Raw genomic sequence first — 15,147 nt, forward strand, 5'->3', positions numbered from 1 at the left:
CTTACCGTGCGGATGATGGCATGCGGCCGGGTACAATGGGCGGCCCATTCGTCGTGTCTCCCCCATGCCCATCGACCGCGCCCGCGCGCGACGTGAGATCGGCGCCACCACCCGGTTGGCCCTGCCGATCATCGCCGCGCAGCTTTCTTCCGTTGGCCCCAATGTGGTCGACGCGGTGCTGGCTGGCCACCAGGGCGCCCACACCCAGGCCTCCGTGGTCACCGGCGTGAACATCTGGGTGCTCGCCATCGTGGCCGGCATCGGCACCATGATGGCCGTGCCACCCACCGTGGCCCAGCTGGACGGCGCCAACCGCCGCGGCGAGATCGGCCCGGTCTTCCACCAGGCGCTGTACATCGCGCTGGTGCTTGGCCTGATCCTGGGCGTGGCGGTATGGCACGCCTCGCCGCTCATGGGACTTTTCCATGTGGTGGAATCGATGCGGGCGGACGTCACCGCCTTCCTGCATGCCATCGCCTTTGCCGCGCCGGCGCTCACGGTGTACTTCGCGCTGCGCGGGCTTTCCGATGGCCTTTCCATGCCGCGTCCCTCCATGTATTTCAGCATCGGCGGCACGATCGTGCTGGCGCCGCTCGGCTACGTGCTGATGTACGGCAAGCTGGGCCTGCCGGCGCTTGGCGCGCGCGGCAGCGGCATCGCCACGGCCACCGTGCTGTGGCTGGAGCTGATCGGCTTCGCGACGTACGTGCTCCTGCATCGCAACTACCGCGACCTCAACCTGCGTACCCGCATGGCCGCGCCGGACTGGAAGCAGATCCGCCAGCTGCTGCATATCGGCGTGCCGATGGCCGTGACCCTGCTGATGGAAGCGGGCCTGTTCGTCGCCGTCGCGCTCATGATCGGCCGGCTGGGCGAAACCGTGTCGGCCGCCCACCACGTGGCGCTCAATGTCGCGCAGGTCGCTTTCATGATCCCGCTCGGCGTCTCCATGGCGATCACGGTGCGGGTCGGTAATGCGGCGGGGCGGCGTGATGCGCCCGGCGTCCGCTATGCGGGCCTTTCCGGCCTGCTGCTGGTGCTGGTCACGCAGCTGTTCTCGTCCGGGATCATGATGCTGATTCCGGCACCCATCGCGCGGCTGTATACGAGCGATGCGGCCGTGGTCGCGACGGCCGCGCAACTGATGCTGCTGGCCGGCGTGTTCCAGTTTGCCGACGGCATCCAGGTGGCCTCCAACGGCGCGCTGCGTGGCCTGAAGGACACCCGCGTGCCGATGGCGCTCACCCTGTTCGCCTACTGGATCGTCGGCATGCCCGTGGGCTGGTACCTGGCGTTCGATCGCGGCCTGGGCGCGCGCGGCATGTGGATGGGCCTGGTGGCCGGCCTGACCGTGGCCGCGGTGCTCCTTTTCGCAAGGTTCTGGCGGACCAGCGGCCGCGCCGACTGGCCGGAGGACGTGGGCGACGCCCCCGTGCCATTCCACACGTGATGCCGACGGGGCAACGCGCTACGCTGCGCGTAACTCGGAAGGAAAGCCCACGATGCCGGATCCGCTGAACACCACGCCGCCGCCCCTGCCCGGACGCCCGTCGTCCGTGCCGCCGGTACCCCCGCCGCGCCGTAACGGCTTCGGCCGGTTCCTGCGTGGGCTGGGCCGTGGCCTGAACATCACCCGGCTCATCATCCTCAATGTGCTGTTTTTCGGCGCGCTAGGCATCTTCTTCCTGCTGGTGTTCATCGGCAGCCGTGCCGATGCCATCCAGGAGAAGACCGTACTGGTGCTGGCGCCCGATGGCGCCCTGGTCGAGCAGTACAGCGCCGATCCCGTGTCACGCGCGTTCTCGCGCATGTCCGGCGATGGCGTGAAGCAGGTGCAGGTGCGCGACCTGGTCCGCGCCATCGATAGCGCGGCGAAGGATGACCGGATCACCCGGATCCTGCTGCGCACCGACAAGCTGCAGGCTGGCGGGTTCGCCGCGCTGCGCGAAGTGGGTGCCGCGCTCGATCGCTTCCGCGCCGCAGGCAAGCCGGTGATCGCGTGGGGTGCGAACCTGGAACAGGGCCAGTACTACCTCGCCGCCCACGCGGACAAGATCTATGTCGACCCGCAGGGCGGCGTGATCGCGACCGGCCTCGCGAACTACCGGCTGTTCTACAAGGATCTGCTCGACAAGATCGGCGTGCAGGTGCACCTGTTCCGCGTCGGTCAGTTCAAGAGCGCGGCCGAGCCTTTCATCCTTGACCACGCGTCGCCCGAATCGAAAGAAGCCGATGCGTTCTGGCTGGGCGGCCTGTGGACGACCTGGATCGATGAAGTGGCGAAGCTGCGCCATATCGATGCCGCCGCCCTGCGCGCCGACGTGGATGGCCTGGCCGAGCGCGTGCGCGATGCGAAGGGCAGCCTCGCCCAGCTCGCCGTCGACGAGAAGCTCGCCGATGGCATCGCCTCCGACCAGGACATCGTGCGCATGCTGCGCAAGGAAGGCGTGCCGGCGGGTCGCAAGGATACGGGCTTCCGCCAGGTCGAGCTCGGAACCTACCTTTCGGATCGCGGCCTGAATACCGTCGACATGCTGCAGACGTCACCGGGCGTTGCGGTCGTGGTGGCCGAAGGCGAAATCACCGGTGGCAAGCAGGCCCAGGGCACGATCGGCGGCGACTCTACCGCAGCCCTGATCCGCAGCGTCCGCGAGGACCGCCGCACACGCGCGCTGGTGCTGCGGGTGAATTCGCCCGGTGGCGAGGTGTACGCCGCCGAGCAGATCCGTCGCGAGGTGGAACTCACCCGCGAAGCCGGCATCCCGGTCGTGGTGTCGATGGGTGACGTCGCCGCCAGCGGCGGTTACTGGATATCGATGAATGCGAACCGCATTTATGCCGAGCCGAACACCATCACCGGCTCCATCGGCATCTTCGGCATGTTCTTCACCGTGCCCGATACGCTGGCCAAGCTGGGCGTGAAGAGCGATGGCGTCGGCACCAGCCCGCTCGCTGGCGCGTTCGACGTGACCCGTCCGCTCGATCCGAAGGTCGGCATCCTCATCCAGAGCATCATCGACAAGGGCTACCGCGATTTCGTCGGCGGCGTGGCGCAGGCGCGTGGCAAGGATTTCGCTGCGATCGACGCGATCGCCCAGGGCCGCGTCTGGACCGGCGAGCAGGCGATGCAGCGTGGCCTGGTCGACAAGTTGGGCAGCCTGGATGACGCCGTGCGAGACGCCGCGGAGCAGGCGAAGCTCGGCAAGGATTTCAGCGTGCGCTACGCGGAAAAACCGATGGGCGCGTTCGAACGCTTCCTCACCAACGTGGGCGATAGCACCGAGGCGCGCGTCGTCGTCTCGTGGGGCGTGCACCTGCCGGCGTGGGTGTCCGAATTGCCGAAGCTGGCGCCGGAGTTTGCCCTGTTCCGCACGGCGGAAGCGGGCAAGCCGCACGTGTACGCTTACTGCTTCTGTTCGCCGCGGTAACGCGGCGGCCCCGTAGGCCATCGCGCGCAAGCGCGCTCCCACAACGCCATCGCGCTCCCAAGGAACGTTGTGGGAGCGCGCTTGCGCGCGATGTTCCCGCCGGGCGCCGATGTTCCTACTGCGTCTGCGCGTCAACCGCCTTGCGCTGGTCTTCCGCCTGCTTGTCGACCGTCTTCTGCACGTCCTGTGCCTTTTTCTTCTGCGCTTCCAGGCTGTCCCAGGGGGTTTCCACGCGCGCCTGGGGCGCGGGCGGCGTCTGGGCGGGCTGCGGCGGTTTGGAGCAGGCGGCGCAGGTGGCGATGAACGCCAGCGGCAGGGTGTAGCGGATCATGCGGTGGTCCTCAGGCAGTAGGGCGTGAGTCTCCCGCCGCGCGGGCCTGAGCGCAATCGCGGATCGTGGCTTCCGTTGCCTCGGTCATACGGTACGATCACCGGCATGGAGGACTCCCAGATGCATCCACGAATGGCCGCCTGGCGGCTCGATGGCCGCACGGCCCTGGTGACCGGCGCCAGCAAGGGCATCGGTTATGCCTGTGCCCGCGAACTCGCCGTGCTCGGCGCCAACGTCCTCATGGTGGCGCGGGATGACGATGCGCTCGAGGAAGCCGCGCAGGAGCTGGCCGAGGAATGCCCCGAGGTTGATATCCTGGTGATGGCTGCCGACCTGACCGATCACGAGGACCGCCTCGCCGTCTTCGATTGGGTCAACGACATGGAGATCGAACTGTCGATCCTGGTCAACAACGTCGGCGGCAACATCGTGAAGTCCACGCTGGCGTACACCGAGGACGACTACCGCAGCATCTTCGAGCTCAACGTGTTCTCCACCTACGAGATGTGCCGCCTCGCGCACCCGCATCTCGTCGAACACACGCACGCGGCCATCGTGAACATCGGTTCGGTGTCGGGTATCCAGCATGTCCGCACGGGCTCACCGTACGGCATGAGCAAGGCCGCGATCCACCAGCTCACCCGCAACCTCGCATGTGAGTGGGGCGAAGACGGCATCCGTGTGAATGCGGTGGCGCCGTGGTACATCCGCACGCAGCGCACCGACCCCGCCCTGGCTGATGCGGACTATCTCGATGAAGTGCTCGACCGCACGCCCATGGGCCGCGTGGGTGAGCCCGAAGAAGTTGCTGGCGCCGTGGCGTTCCTCTGCTTGCCGGCCTCGAGCTATGTCACCGGCGAGGTGATCGGCGTGGATGGCGGGTTCCTGCGCTACGGGTTCTGATCAGCCGCAATTCTGCAGCTGCGAGCGCAGCTGCACATCCTTAGCATCCAGCGGCCCGCGTTCGCTCTTGAACGCGTTGCGCATGGCCTTCTGGTTCACGTCGTTCTGGTCGCGCAGGGCGCCGCAGGTTTCGGCAGGCGACATCGGCCGGCACTGGTCCCGCACCCACACGTAGTTGCTGGTCGCGATGGCGGCGGCATTGCCCTTGCCACGGTTGATTTCCGGGAACGAGGACACGGCGGCGTTGCGGCTTCCGTAGGTGTTCGCGAGACCGTTGTCGACGGCACCAAGCACGCCGAGTGGCGCGGCATAGGCATCGGGATGGCCGTTGCTGCTGGTGTAGGTCTTGCCGTCGGTGGCGCGCACGCACAGGTACAGCGTGGGCAGCGGCGCGGCCGGTCGCGGCGGGGTTTCGTCGGTGACCGTCAGCTGATCGCGCGATGGCGGCGCCGTTGGCATCGGTGCGACGCGCCCGTCGGCGGGTGTCGAATCGGTGAGTTGCAGCACTTCCTGGTGCTGCTGCTTCGCGCACGGCGCCTGCTGGTAGATCGTCTGCCCGCCGGCCACGCATTTGTAGACGGTTTCCGCCTGCGCTCTGCCCATGGGCAAGGCAAGGAGCAGCGCGAGGACGCAACCGGCGCGCATGCTCAGAAGTCGGCCACGTGGTCTTCGGAAGCAAAGCCCAGGGTCATCGCGCCTTCGCCCACGTTGACCATGCCGGTGATGCTCATCGGCGTTTCCAGCATCTCCACGCCGGCATCGCCGCAGATGCGTACTAGCGCGTTGTAGCCCGGCAGGTTGCGCATGTCATCGAGATCGCCGCCGTAGCTCAGCGTGAGCGAGGGCACCAGCAGGCCAGCCTGCACGCGCTTGGCCGTGTAATCGAACAGCACCTGCGCGCCGTGCTCGAATCCGCGCACCTTGCCGACCGGGCCGGTCTCGCCGCGGTGGCCGCGCAGGATCGGCTTGATGTCCAGCGCCGTGCCGAGCATGGAGCTGAGGAAGCTCACGCTGCGGTCGCCCTTGCTGCGCGCCCGCGAGCGCAGGTAGTTAAGGTCGCGCGGCAGCATGTAGCCATAGGAGCAGTCGGCGATATGCGCCGCGCGTTCGCGGACTTCGGCGGGTGACTTGCCCGCCTGGATCATGCGCACCGCCTCGGCCACTGCGGGCGCGGCGCCTGCGAAGATGTTGCGGGTGTCGACCACGCGCATGAGGAACGGGCCGGAAATGCCGGCGGCCTCGCGCACGGGGCGGTAATTCTTGAGGATGGCGAAGCTCGCCTTGATCACGTTGTCGTGGATCGGGCTGCGCGTCGCCATGATCGTCAGGCAGACCACGCAGTCGTATTCCTTGACCAGCCGCTCGAGGAACAGGTTCTGCACATCGTCCACGCTGCTGGCTTCGGTCTCGGCCGAATGGCTCTTGCTGCCGAGGTTCTGGTTGCGAAAGCGCAGGATCTCCGAAGGGTCGCGGTCATCCTTGAACTTCTGGCCATCCACCTTGACGGTGATGGGCATCACGGCGATGCCGTTGCGTTCCACGAAGTCCTGCGGCACGTCGACGGCCGCATCAATCGCCACACCAATCCGCATCGGGTCGTACCCCCATCTCGTCAGGCCCTGCCGGCCTGGCGGCATGCCCGGGCACCCATTGCGCCCTGCCCACCCCGCTGCGCCGGATGCTACACTTGCCCGAATGAATTTGGCATCTTGCCGGCGTGGCGTCGCCGGTAACCGCGCCGGCCAGGCCCTCCAGGCCCACCCCCTTGCCGGCGCATCGGCACCGGGTTCCCCATGAAAACCAAGAACGAAATCACCACCAACTGGCTGCCGCGTTACACGGGTACGCCGCTGGATGGCTTCGGCGAGCACATCCTGCTCACCAACTTCGGCCATTACGTCGAGCGTTTCGCCGAGGAAAACGGCGTGGAAGTGCGTGGCCGCGACCGGCCCATGCCCAACGCCACGGCCGATGGCATCACCCTGATCAACTTCGGCATGGGCAGCCCCAATGCCGCCACGGTGATGGACCTGCTAAGTGTCATCGAGCCCAAGGCGGCCCTGTTCCTGGGCAAGTGCGGTGGCCTGAAGCGGAAGAACGCCATTGGCGACCTGATCCTGCCGATCGCGGCGATCCGCGGCGAAGGCACCTCGAACGACTACCTGTTGCCGGAAGTGCCTGCCCTGCCGGCGTTCCAGCTGCAGCGCGCGGTCTCCACCATGATCCGCGACCTCGGCCACGACTACTGGACCGGTACGGTGTACACCACCAACCGCCGGGTATGGGAGCACGACGAGGCGTTCAAGGAATACCTGCGCAAGACCCGCAGCATGGCGATCGACATGGAGACGGCCACCATCTTCGCGGCCGGCTTCGCCAACCACATCCCGTGCGGCGCGCTGCTGCTGGTTTCGGACCAGCCGATGATCCCCGAGGGTGTGAAGACCGAAGCGAGCGATGCCACGGTCACCGCCCAGTTCGTCGAGAAGCACATCAAGGTCGGCGTGGAAGCCCTGAAACTGGTCCGTCGCCACGGCCGCAGCGTGAAGCACCTGCGCTTCGAGGGTGAGAACGAGTAACCGTCAGCCTTGCCGGCGGGAACCGGGTAACAAGGCGATGGCCTGGGTCAGCGCCGCGCAGGCGGCCAGGCCCAGCAACCAGGCCGCGCCCGGCACGTCGAGTTCGCGCAGGGTCATCTGGAAGCGGGCGTCGAACACCATGGCGGCCCCGCCGGTCACGACCAGCACGGCGAGCAGCACGCCGATCAGCCAGCTTTCCAGCCGGGCCGGCTGGCGCAGGGCGCGCGCCCGGGCCTGGGCCGTCGCGGCCACCCGCTCGGCGAAATCGGGAGGCAAGGCGGGTTCCATGCCCTGACGGGCTGCGCGGCGGATGGCGGCGTACGGCCCATCACCCCGTTCCTGCGCCTGCCATTCGTTCTCGGCGGCGTGGTTCGTGCGGAAATCGATGTCTTTCATGGCGCGGTAACTCCCATGCTTGGTTCCAGCTCGCCGCGCAGGCGCAGGCGGGCCCGGAACAAATGGCTCTTGATCGTGCCGGTGGCCATGCCGGTGACCTGGGCGATCTCCGCGATGGAGAGTTCGTCCAGATGGTAAAGCGTCAGCACCGTCCGCTGGACCGGCGGGAGCGCCTCGATGGCGGCGTGAAGCAGGGCATCGGCCTGGTCCTGGCCCATGCGCTCCTCCAGGTCGGCCCCGTCGCCCAGGTTCTCCAGGAACGCCTGGCCGTCCTTGTCCGCCCCCAGGTCCACGATGTCGATGCGCTTGCGTTCCAGGTGGCGCAGGGCCGTGTGGTAGGCGATCCGGCCGATCCAGGCGCGCAAGGGGCTCTCATAGCGGAACTGGTGGAGCGTGCGATGTACGCGCAGGAACACCTCCTGGCATAGCTCGGCCGTATCGTCCGGCTGGCGAACCATGCGCTGGACGATATGCCAGCACAGGCCCTGGTAGGTCCGGACCAGGCGCGCGAACGCTCCCGGCGCCTCCGCCAGTACGGCTTCGACCAGGGTGCGGTCCTCAATCATGTCGCGCGATCGTCCATGGGGGTAAGGGATACGCCCAATCGGCGTTCGGTTGCAGTGCAACCGGTCATGGCCTGGACGTATCCATGTTCCCAAGACCCACCTTCGCCAGGAGCCCTGCCATGGACAATGTCGTTTTCCTCGTACCGATCAGCCTGTTCGCCTCGATCGCCCTGGTGATCAAGTGGATCGTGGAGGCCCGCTTCCGCGGGAAGATGATCCAGGCCGGCATGACCGGCGACCTGCAGCGCCAGTGGTTTGAGGAAGAACTCAACCAGCGCCGCCAGTCGGCCCTGCGCTGGGGCGCCGTACTGGTCGTCGTGGCGATCGGCTTCGGCATCATCCAGGCCGCCGGCTGGGATGAAGTGAACCCCGGCGTCGTCGCCGTCCTCGCCGCCTGCACCGGCATCGGCAACCTCATCTACTACGCCATCTCCCGCCGCGTCACGGCGAACCAGTCGATCAGCGTGCCGCGCAGCTGATGGTGGGAGCGCGCTTGCGCGCGATGGGGGTGCCGCAAGTCCCATCGCGCGCAAGCGCGCTCCCACAAGGCTTCACAAGAATGATCTTGTAGGCAGCGAACTTGGCACGTCCTACGATGTCGGTCTTACGACAGCGAAGGAATGCACGATGCGCCCGCTCCATCTCTTGCTTGGCATCCTGGTGACGCTCATCTGGGGCAGCAATTTCTCGGTCATCGAAGTTGGCCTGCGTGCGCTCGATCCGTTCGTACTGACCACTTTGCGTTTCGTGTTCACGGCGCTTCCCCTGATCTTCTTCGTGCGTCGCCCGGCGGGCGTTCCGCTTCTGGCCATGGCTGCGTATGGCGTCTTGTTCGGCGCTGGCCTGTGGGGTGTCGTGAACATCGCCATGGCGCACGGCATGTCTCCCGGTCTGTCGTCCCTCGTGCTGCAGTTCGCCGCATTCCTCACGGTTCTGCTGAGCGCCGTGGTGTTCCGCGAGCCGGTGAAGGCGCCACAGGTCATCGGCATGGTGTTCGCCGTGGCCGGCCTCGCCACCGTGATCCACGCGGCGCCGGGTACGGCCAGCACGCTTGGCACCGCGCTCATCCTGCTCGCGGCGCTTAACTGGAGCCTGTGCAACCTGCTGGTGAAGCGCTTCCGTCCAGCGGACATGCTGGCCTTCGTCGTCTGGACCAGCGCGTTCGCGGTCCCCGCGCTCGTGCTCCTGACCCTGCTGGCGAAAGGCAGCGGGCCGTTCACCGCGCTCGCGGCGAACATGACCTGGGCTGCCGCCGGTTCCGTCCTTTTCCAGGCGTACGTGACCACGATCTTCGGTTATGCGATCTGGAATCACCTGATGAAGACCTATCCGGCTTCCGCGGTGGCGCCGTTGTCGTTGCTCGTTCCCGTCTCGGGCATTGCCACGTCATGGCTCGCCTTTGGCGAACGCTTCCCGCCCGCGATCTGGGTGGGCGTCGTGCTGATCCTGCTCGGCATCGCTGTGTTCGTCCTGGCGCCGCGGCTGCGCCCGGCGACGGCGTGAAGCCCAAAAAAATGCCGCCCGTGGGAGCGGGCGGCAATCCGGGGAGATCTGCAAGGCGGCGCGGCTGGGAGGGGCCGCGCGCCTTGTCTTCTTGTGGTGATGCCTAGAGCGAGAAGTCGTACTCGGCCGAGACCTGTACGTAACGCGGCGACTGGAAGCCGGTCGGGACCTTGTACGTGCTGTTGGTCAGCGGCGCACCGTTCGGGTCTTCGCCCACTTCGTTGATCGTCGTCGTGTGCTGCTTGTTGAACACGTTGAATACGCTGGCCGACAAGGTCACGCCCTTCGCCCACTGCGGCTTGTACGAGGCGTTGAGGTCGATGTTCCAGTAGGACGGCGTGCGGCCGACCGAGCCGCGCTTCACGATCATGCCGTCGCAGTACAGGTACGCACCCGAGCCATAGCCGCCGTTGACCACCGCATCGATCGGGTTCAGGCCGTAGCAGTTCTCCGGGCGGCCGGTCTGGAAGACGCCATTCGCGCCCACCAGCCATTCGTCGCTGATCTGCCATGCACCGTAGACCTTGAAGGTGTGCTTGCGGTCGTTGGGCAGGTAACCGTTCGAGCCCGCCATGATCTCCGGGTAATCGAACAGCTCGGTGGTGCCGGTATCGGCCTGGCCGTTGCTGGAATCCACGCCGCCTTCCGAGTTGCCGCGCAGGTGCGACCACACGTACGACGTCTTCAGGTACCAGGTGTTGTCGAAGTTGCGCTCGGCCGTGAGCTGGAGGGCCTCGTAGGCGCGCTTGTACTTCGGCTCGCCCACGTCGTCGCCGGTGAGGTGGATCTTGTACAGCTGCCCTGTCGCATCCACCGGCGTGGTCAGCGTGACCGCGCTGCCCGGGTTGAAGATGTAGCAACCCGGCACGTTGGCGTCGGCGGGCGTGAGGCTCGTGGTATCGAGGTTCAGGCCATACTGCGCGTTCGCGGCCTTGGCGATCGGGCGGAAATCGCACGAGTCGTCGATGCCGGTCAGGATCCTCCGGTAGATCGCCTTGACACCCAGCGTCCAGTCCTCGACCTGTTGCTGCGCACCGAGGATGAACTCACGTTGCTTGAACGGCTTCAGGTCCTGGGTGGCGACCGCGGTGGGGTTGGGCACCAGGCCGGCCTCGCCGTTTGCATAGGTGGTGCCGGTGCGTGCCGGGAAGGCCGCCGCATAGGCCGGGGGCAGGGCACCCAGGCCGATCGGTGCGCCGGTGACCGGATCGACGCCCGTATAGCTGAAGTACTTGATCTGGTACAGCGAGGCGGATGCACCACGCAGGGCCACGTTGCCGTCGAGCGGCAGCGAGTAATCGCCCGCGCTGCCGTAGATCTTAAGCGTCGAATCGCCGTGCACATCCCACGAGAAGCCCAGCCGCGGCTGCCAGCTGTGCACCTGCTTCACATAGGTCTGGCCGAGGCTGTTGGTGTTCTCGAAGGCATCGTTGCGTACGCCGATGCGGGCCAGGAAGTTATCGGTGACGTGCCAGTTGTCCTCGAGGTAGTAGGACTTCTGCGTGATACCGACCTTGGCACCCGTGGCGAACACGGTCTGGCGGACGACGCTGTCGGACGGATCCAGGCCTGGCGCATGGCCGAGGATATCCTCGGGGATGGAGCTGTACTGGTACAGCGCGCCGCCCTCATAAGCGGTACCGGTGTCGGTCTTGAAGTGGTCGCGCGCCCAGCCGGCTTTCAGTTCGTGGTCGCCGAGGTGGTATTCGAAATCGATGCGGCCGGCTTCACGCTTGTCCTCGCCGTCCGGCGTGTTGAGCGAACCGGTGGGTGTGAACGAGCAGTGCGGGTAGCCCGCGGCGCCGTTGGTCACCGGCGTGCGCGAGTCGGTGATCGCCGGGCAGCCCGGCGAGTTGGCGGCATCGAAGATATTGCCGTCATACGACTCGACCGTGCCGTCGGCCGCCGTCGCCGTGCTCACGCGCTTGTTGGTGCTCTTGCCGTACTGGGCCGTGAGGGTGAAGTCATCGGTGATGTAGCTGGTGTACTTGAGGATGTTGGTCATGCCACCCGTCTTGTCGTACACCTGGCCCAGGTAGTCGCTGCGGTAGGGCTGGTTGTTGTCGTCGTAGCCGTAGCCGTAGATGCTCTGCTGCTGGGTGCTGGTGTCGCTGAAGCCGGTGTATTCCAGGATGTTGCTGTCGTTGATATTCCAGTCCAGCTTCACCAGGTAACGCGGATCCTTGATGGTGGTCTTGTTGAAGCTGCCGCCACCGGTGGTGTCGCCGTAGTGCTCGTCCGCGGTACGCGTTCCGCCAACCAGGGCGAACATGAAGAGCTTGTCCTTGATCAGCGGGCCACCCAGCCACGCGTTCCAGCGCTGGCCGAAGTCCGTCGCATTACCCGACTGGTTGTTGCCGATGAGGTAGTTGCTGTTGTGGCGGTTGTTCTGCAGCAGCGCGCCGTTCTGCAGGTACACATTCGGTTGCTTCGCCTGCAGCTGGTACGGATTCCAGGTGAAATCCATGCCGCCCTGCCAGGTGTTCGTGCCACGCTTGGTGTTCACCGAGATCACGCCGCCGGTCGAATTGCCGTACTGGGCGCCGTAGCCACCGTCCTGGATATCTTCCGAATCGATCGCTTCAAACGGAACCTGCGAATAGGTCAGGCTCTGGAAGAAGTTGGTGACGTTGAAGCCGTTGACGTAATAGCTGTTCTCCGCGACCGATGCGCCACTGAACGAAGCGAGGTTGCCGAAGGCGCTGTCGCCCTTCGTCGCGCCGGGCGCGAGCAGGGCTACCGCGGTCTGGTTACGCGCCAGCGGCAGCTGCTTGATCTGCGCGGCGGTCATCACGGTGCTCGTCTGTGCCGAAGCCACGTCGATCGGCGGCAGCGCATTCGCGGTGACTGACACCGCGCTGAGGTCCTCGGCGTTGCCCGCCGTGACGGGAGCGGCGGCCAGGTTCACGTTGAAACCCTGGCCCGCCACGACCTGCACGTCGCGGGAGGTGGGCGCGGCGGCGCCTCCGCTGGTGGTGAGCTTGTAATCGCCCGGCAACAGCGAAACGATGTTGAAGCGGCCATCGTTGCCGATCGTGGTTGAGCGGCTTACGCCGCTGCCCGTGTTCGTGGCGGTTACGGTGGTGCCCGGCTGGCCGGTGCCGAAGATGTTGCCTGCGGTGCTCTGCGCGAAAGCAGCGCTGCTTGCGAAGCCCAGCCCCATGGCGACGGCGAGCGCGAGCGTGCGCCGGCCTGGCTGCCTGTGGTTATGACGCGTATTCATTCATTCTCCCCGGCCATTGGCCAAATGATGCAAAACCGGGCCGCTTACCTTGGCGGGGTGTCGGCCGGCGCTGTCGTTGCCTCGCGTGTTGCGTTAACAAAACGGCAACATGCGAGCAAAAACTACGCGCGGCAGCGAACGCCACTCAATGCGGATTTCATGAACGCAGGGAATTGGATGTCTTGCATCATGGCAATTCGCATAGGCCATGGTGGTGCCTTGCGAACAGCCAGGCGGTTGCGAGGCTGGGTTTGCCTTTCAGTGGCTGCAAGGTTGCGTTTTTTGTTAAGGGAAGAATTAAAAAAGTTTCATGCGTGGCGAGTTATTACGCGGGATTCTTTCGCGTGGAACAGTTGAATAAAGGCCGCTTCTCTCTCCAGGGAAGCGGCCCAGACCAGGGGGAAAGACTGCTGTTGTCGTTGTGCCTGGAGCACCAGAGGGCGCGAAGAGTGAAGTCGTAGCGATAAGTTACTGATTGTGCGTAGGAAATGGCATGATCTTGCGATCCTGGCCAGTTATCGCTTGCCGGATTCAGTCTCGCCTCGCTACGTTTCCCGCATGGATCTCGTTATCACCATTCTCGTGTTGCTCCTCGTCGTCGCCCTGTCCGGCGCCGTTGTACGCATCCTTCCCTTTCGCCTTCCCCTGCCACTGATCCAGATTGGTCTCGGCGCGGTGCTGGCCCGGCCGTTCGGCGTCCATGTCGAGTTCGATCCGGAGCTGTTCTTCCTGCTGTTCATCCCGCCGCTGCTGTTCGCCGATGGGTGGCGGATTCCCAAGCGCGAACTGTTCCTGCTGCGCGGGCCGATCCTCGCGCTCGCCGTGGGGCTGGTGATGTTCACCATCGTCGGCGTGGGGTACTTCGTCCACTGGATGATCCCCACGGTGCCACTCGCGGTCGCCTTCGCACTTGCCGCGGTGCTCTCACCCACGGATGCCGTGGCGATGTCGTCGGTCACCGGCGGCACGCGCATGCCGCCGCGGTTGATGCACATCCTTTCCGGCGAAGCGCTGCTCAACGACGCATCGGGCCTCGTCGCGTTGCAGTTCGCCGTCGCGGCGGAGATCACCGGGCGCTTTTCCGCACTGCACGCCGCACGCGACTTCGCGATCACGGCCGTTGGCGGCGTGGCCGCCGGCGCGCTGGTGGCGGTCGCCTTCGGGCTGTTCCGGCGCAGGCTCGTGCGCTGGAGCGGCGAGGTCGATCCGGCCAGCCAGGTGGCGTTGCTCCTGCTGCTGCCCTTCGCGGCCTACCTGCTGGCGGAGCATTTCGATGTCTCCGGGATCCTCGCTGCCGTGGCTGCCGGGATGATGATGAATTACACGGACGTGCTGAAGGGCGGTTACGTCGCGACGCGCATGCAGAACAGCGCGGTGTGGTCGATGGTCGAGTTCGTGTTCAACGGCCTGATCTTCCTGCTCCTCGGCATGCAGCTGCCGAACATCATTGGCGGTGCGAAGACCGATCTCCAACAGGCCGGTGGTGGCGAGCTTTGGTATCTCGCCGCCTACATCGTCGCGATTACCCTGGCCCTGGTCATCCTGCGCTTTATCTGGGTATGGGTGTCGCTGCGCTTCGTCCTCATGCGCGCGCTGCATCGTGGCGAGAAGCGGCCAAAGGTCGGCACGCGGCTGATGTGGACGACGGCCCTTGCCGGCGTGCGTGGCGCGATCACCATGGCCGGTGTGCTTTCGTTGCCCTTCATGAAAGCGCCAGGCGTGCCTTTCCCCGTACGCGACCTCATGATCTTCCTCGCCAGCGGCGTCATCCTGTGCACGCTGGTGTTCGGCGCCGTGGGGCTGCCGCTCGCGGTGAAGAGCCTGAAGTTGCCTGGCGAAGATCCGCGCGTGCGTGAGGAGCGCAAGGCGCGTGCCCTGACGGCGGAGGCTGCGTTGCGCGGCATCGCCGAAGAGCAGAAGAAGGTTGAAGACGGCGGTGATGCGGACGCGATCGCGCTTGCGTCGCGCGTCGCGGCGCGCGTGATGGCCGACTACCAACAGCGCCTGGAGGCTGCGGGCGAGGAGGGTGATGTGCCGGGCAAGGCGCGTGCCGAGGCCGGTACCGAGCGAGCCATGCGCCTTGCCGCGTTGCGCGCGGAACGCCGCCAGCTGTTCGAGCTTCGCCGCGACCACACCATCAACGATGAAACGCTGCACACGCTGGTACGCGAAGTGGACCTCGCGGAGGCCGCGCTCACGGGCCTCCACGCGGGCTGAG

Annotated in this window: 13 protein-coding genes; 7 read left to right on the forward strand and 6 right to left on the reverse strand. The window is 66.0% G+C overall.

The features are described from left to right. Nucleotides 1-64: 64 nt before the first annotated feature. Both ACZ6YI_RS14465 and sppA read left to right on the forward strand, forming a co-directional pair. A complete protein-coding gene (locus ACZ6YI_RS14465; protein WP_440328445.1) occupies nt 65-1,450 on the forward strand; it encodes an MATE family efflux transporter in 1,386 nt (461 codons plus the stop codon). Between the two features lie 52 nt (nt 1,451-1,502). Further along, nucleotides 1,503-3,428, forward strand: a complete 1,926-nt coding sequence (gene sppA / locus ACZ6YI_RS14470; RefSeq protein ID WP_465779274.1) for a signal peptide peptidase SppA — start codon at nt 1,503-1,505, stop codon at nt 3,426-3,428. 115 nt (nt 3,429-3,543) lie between these two features. Here the strand turns inward: sppA and ACZ6YI_RS14475 are convergent, their stop codons facing one another. Further along, entirely contained in the window at nt 3,544-3,759 is a 216-nt protein-coding gene (locus ACZ6YI_RS14475) for a hypothetical protein (protein WP_465779275.1), read from the reverse strand. A 120-nt stretch (nt 3,760-3,879) separates the two neighbouring features. On the opposite strand from ACZ6YI_RS14475, the gene ACZ6YI_RS14480 reads away from it, so the two are divergent. Continuing rightward, on the forward strand, nt 3,880-4,662 hold the full coding sequence (locus ACZ6YI_RS14480) for an SDR family oxidoreductase (RefSeq protein ID WP_465779276.1): 783 nt from the start codon (nt 3,880-3,882) through the stop codon (nt 4,660-4,662). Here ACZ6YI_RS14480 and ACZ6YI_RS14485 read toward each other — a convergent pair whose 3' ends face one another. Together ACZ6YI_RS14485 and ACZ6YI_RS14490 are read right to left on the reverse strand one after the other, a co-directional pair. After that, nucleotides 4,663-5,307: a DUF4124 domain-containing protein gene (locus ACZ6YI_RS14485; RefSeq protein ID WP_465779277.1), complete on the reverse strand. Its 645-nt coding sequence runs from the start codon at nt 5,305-5,307 to the stop codon at nt 4,663-4,665. A gap of 2 nt (nt 5,308-5,309) precedes the next feature. Beyond that, nucleotides 5,310-6,254 carry a DegV family protein gene (locus ACZ6YI_RS14490; protein ID WP_440328453.1) on the reverse strand — a complete coding sequence of 315 codons (945 nt, stop codon included), beginning with the start codon at nt 6,252-6,254 and terminating at the stop codon, nt 5,310-5,312. 201 nt (nt 6,255-6,455) lie between these two features. On the opposite strand from ACZ6YI_RS14490, the gene ACZ6YI_RS14495 reads away from it, so the two are divergent. Next, entirely contained in the window at nt 6,456-7,241 is a 786-nt protein-coding gene (locus ACZ6YI_RS14495) for an AMP nucleosidase (protein ID WP_440328455.1), read from the forward strand. A gap of 3 nt (nt 7,242-7,244) precedes the next feature. Here ACZ6YI_RS14495 and ACZ6YI_RS14500 read toward each other — a convergent pair whose 3' ends face one another. Together ACZ6YI_RS14500 and ACZ6YI_RS14505 are read right to left on the reverse strand one after the other, a co-directional pair. Next, entirely contained in the window at nt 7,245-7,637 is a 393-nt protein-coding gene (locus tag ACZ6YI_RS14500) for a hypothetical protein (protein ID WP_465779278.1), read from the reverse strand. Then, complete coding sequence (locus ACZ6YI_RS14505) at nt 7,634-8,203, reverse strand: RNA polymerase sigma factor (protein ID WP_465779279.1); 570 nt, start codon at nt 8,201-8,203, stop codon at nt 7,634-7,636. Before ACZ6YI_RS14505 ends, ACZ6YI_RS14500 begins: the two co-directional genes overlap by 4 nt. A gap of 119 nt (nt 8,204-8,322) precedes the next feature. Here ACZ6YI_RS14505 and ACZ6YI_RS14510 point away from each other — a divergent pair, with 119 nt between their 5' ends. Together ACZ6YI_RS14510 and ACZ6YI_RS14515 are read left to right on the forward strand one after the other, a co-directional pair. Continuing rightward, nucleotides 8,323-8,682 carry a DUF6249 domain-containing protein gene (locus ACZ6YI_RS14510; protein WP_465779280.1) on the forward strand — a complete coding sequence of 120 codons (360 nt, stop codon included), beginning with the start codon at nt 8,323-8,325 and terminating at the stop codon, nt 8,680-8,682. Nucleotides 8,683-8,830: 148 nt separating this feature from the next. After that, nucleotides 8,831-9,706, forward strand: coding sequence for an EamA family transporter (locus ACZ6YI_RS14515; RefSeq protein ID WP_465779281.1), 876 nt, complete (start codon nt 8,831-8,833; stop codon nt 9,704-9,706). Between the two features lie 103 nt (nt 9,707-9,809). Here the strand turns inward: ACZ6YI_RS14515 and ACZ6YI_RS14520 are convergent, their stop codons facing one another. Then, nucleotides 9,810-12,929: an outer membrane beta-barrel protein gene (locus tag ACZ6YI_RS14520; RefSeq protein ID WP_465779282.1), complete on the reverse strand. Its 3,120-nt coding sequence runs from the start codon at nt 12,927-12,929 to the stop codon at nt 9,810-9,812. A 558-nt stretch (nt 12,930-13,487) separates the two neighbouring features. Between ACZ6YI_RS14520 and ACZ6YI_RS14525 the strand changes: the two genes are divergently transcribed. Then, complete coding sequence (locus tag ACZ6YI_RS14525; protein WP_465779283.1) at nt 13,488-15,146, forward strand: Na+/H+ antiporter; 1,659 nt, start codon at nt 13,488-13,490, stop codon at nt 15,144-15,146. Nucleotide 15,147 lies beyond the last annotated feature (1 nt).

The sequence above is a fragment of the Luteibacter sp. NPDC104163 genome (genome assembly GCF_055584245.1).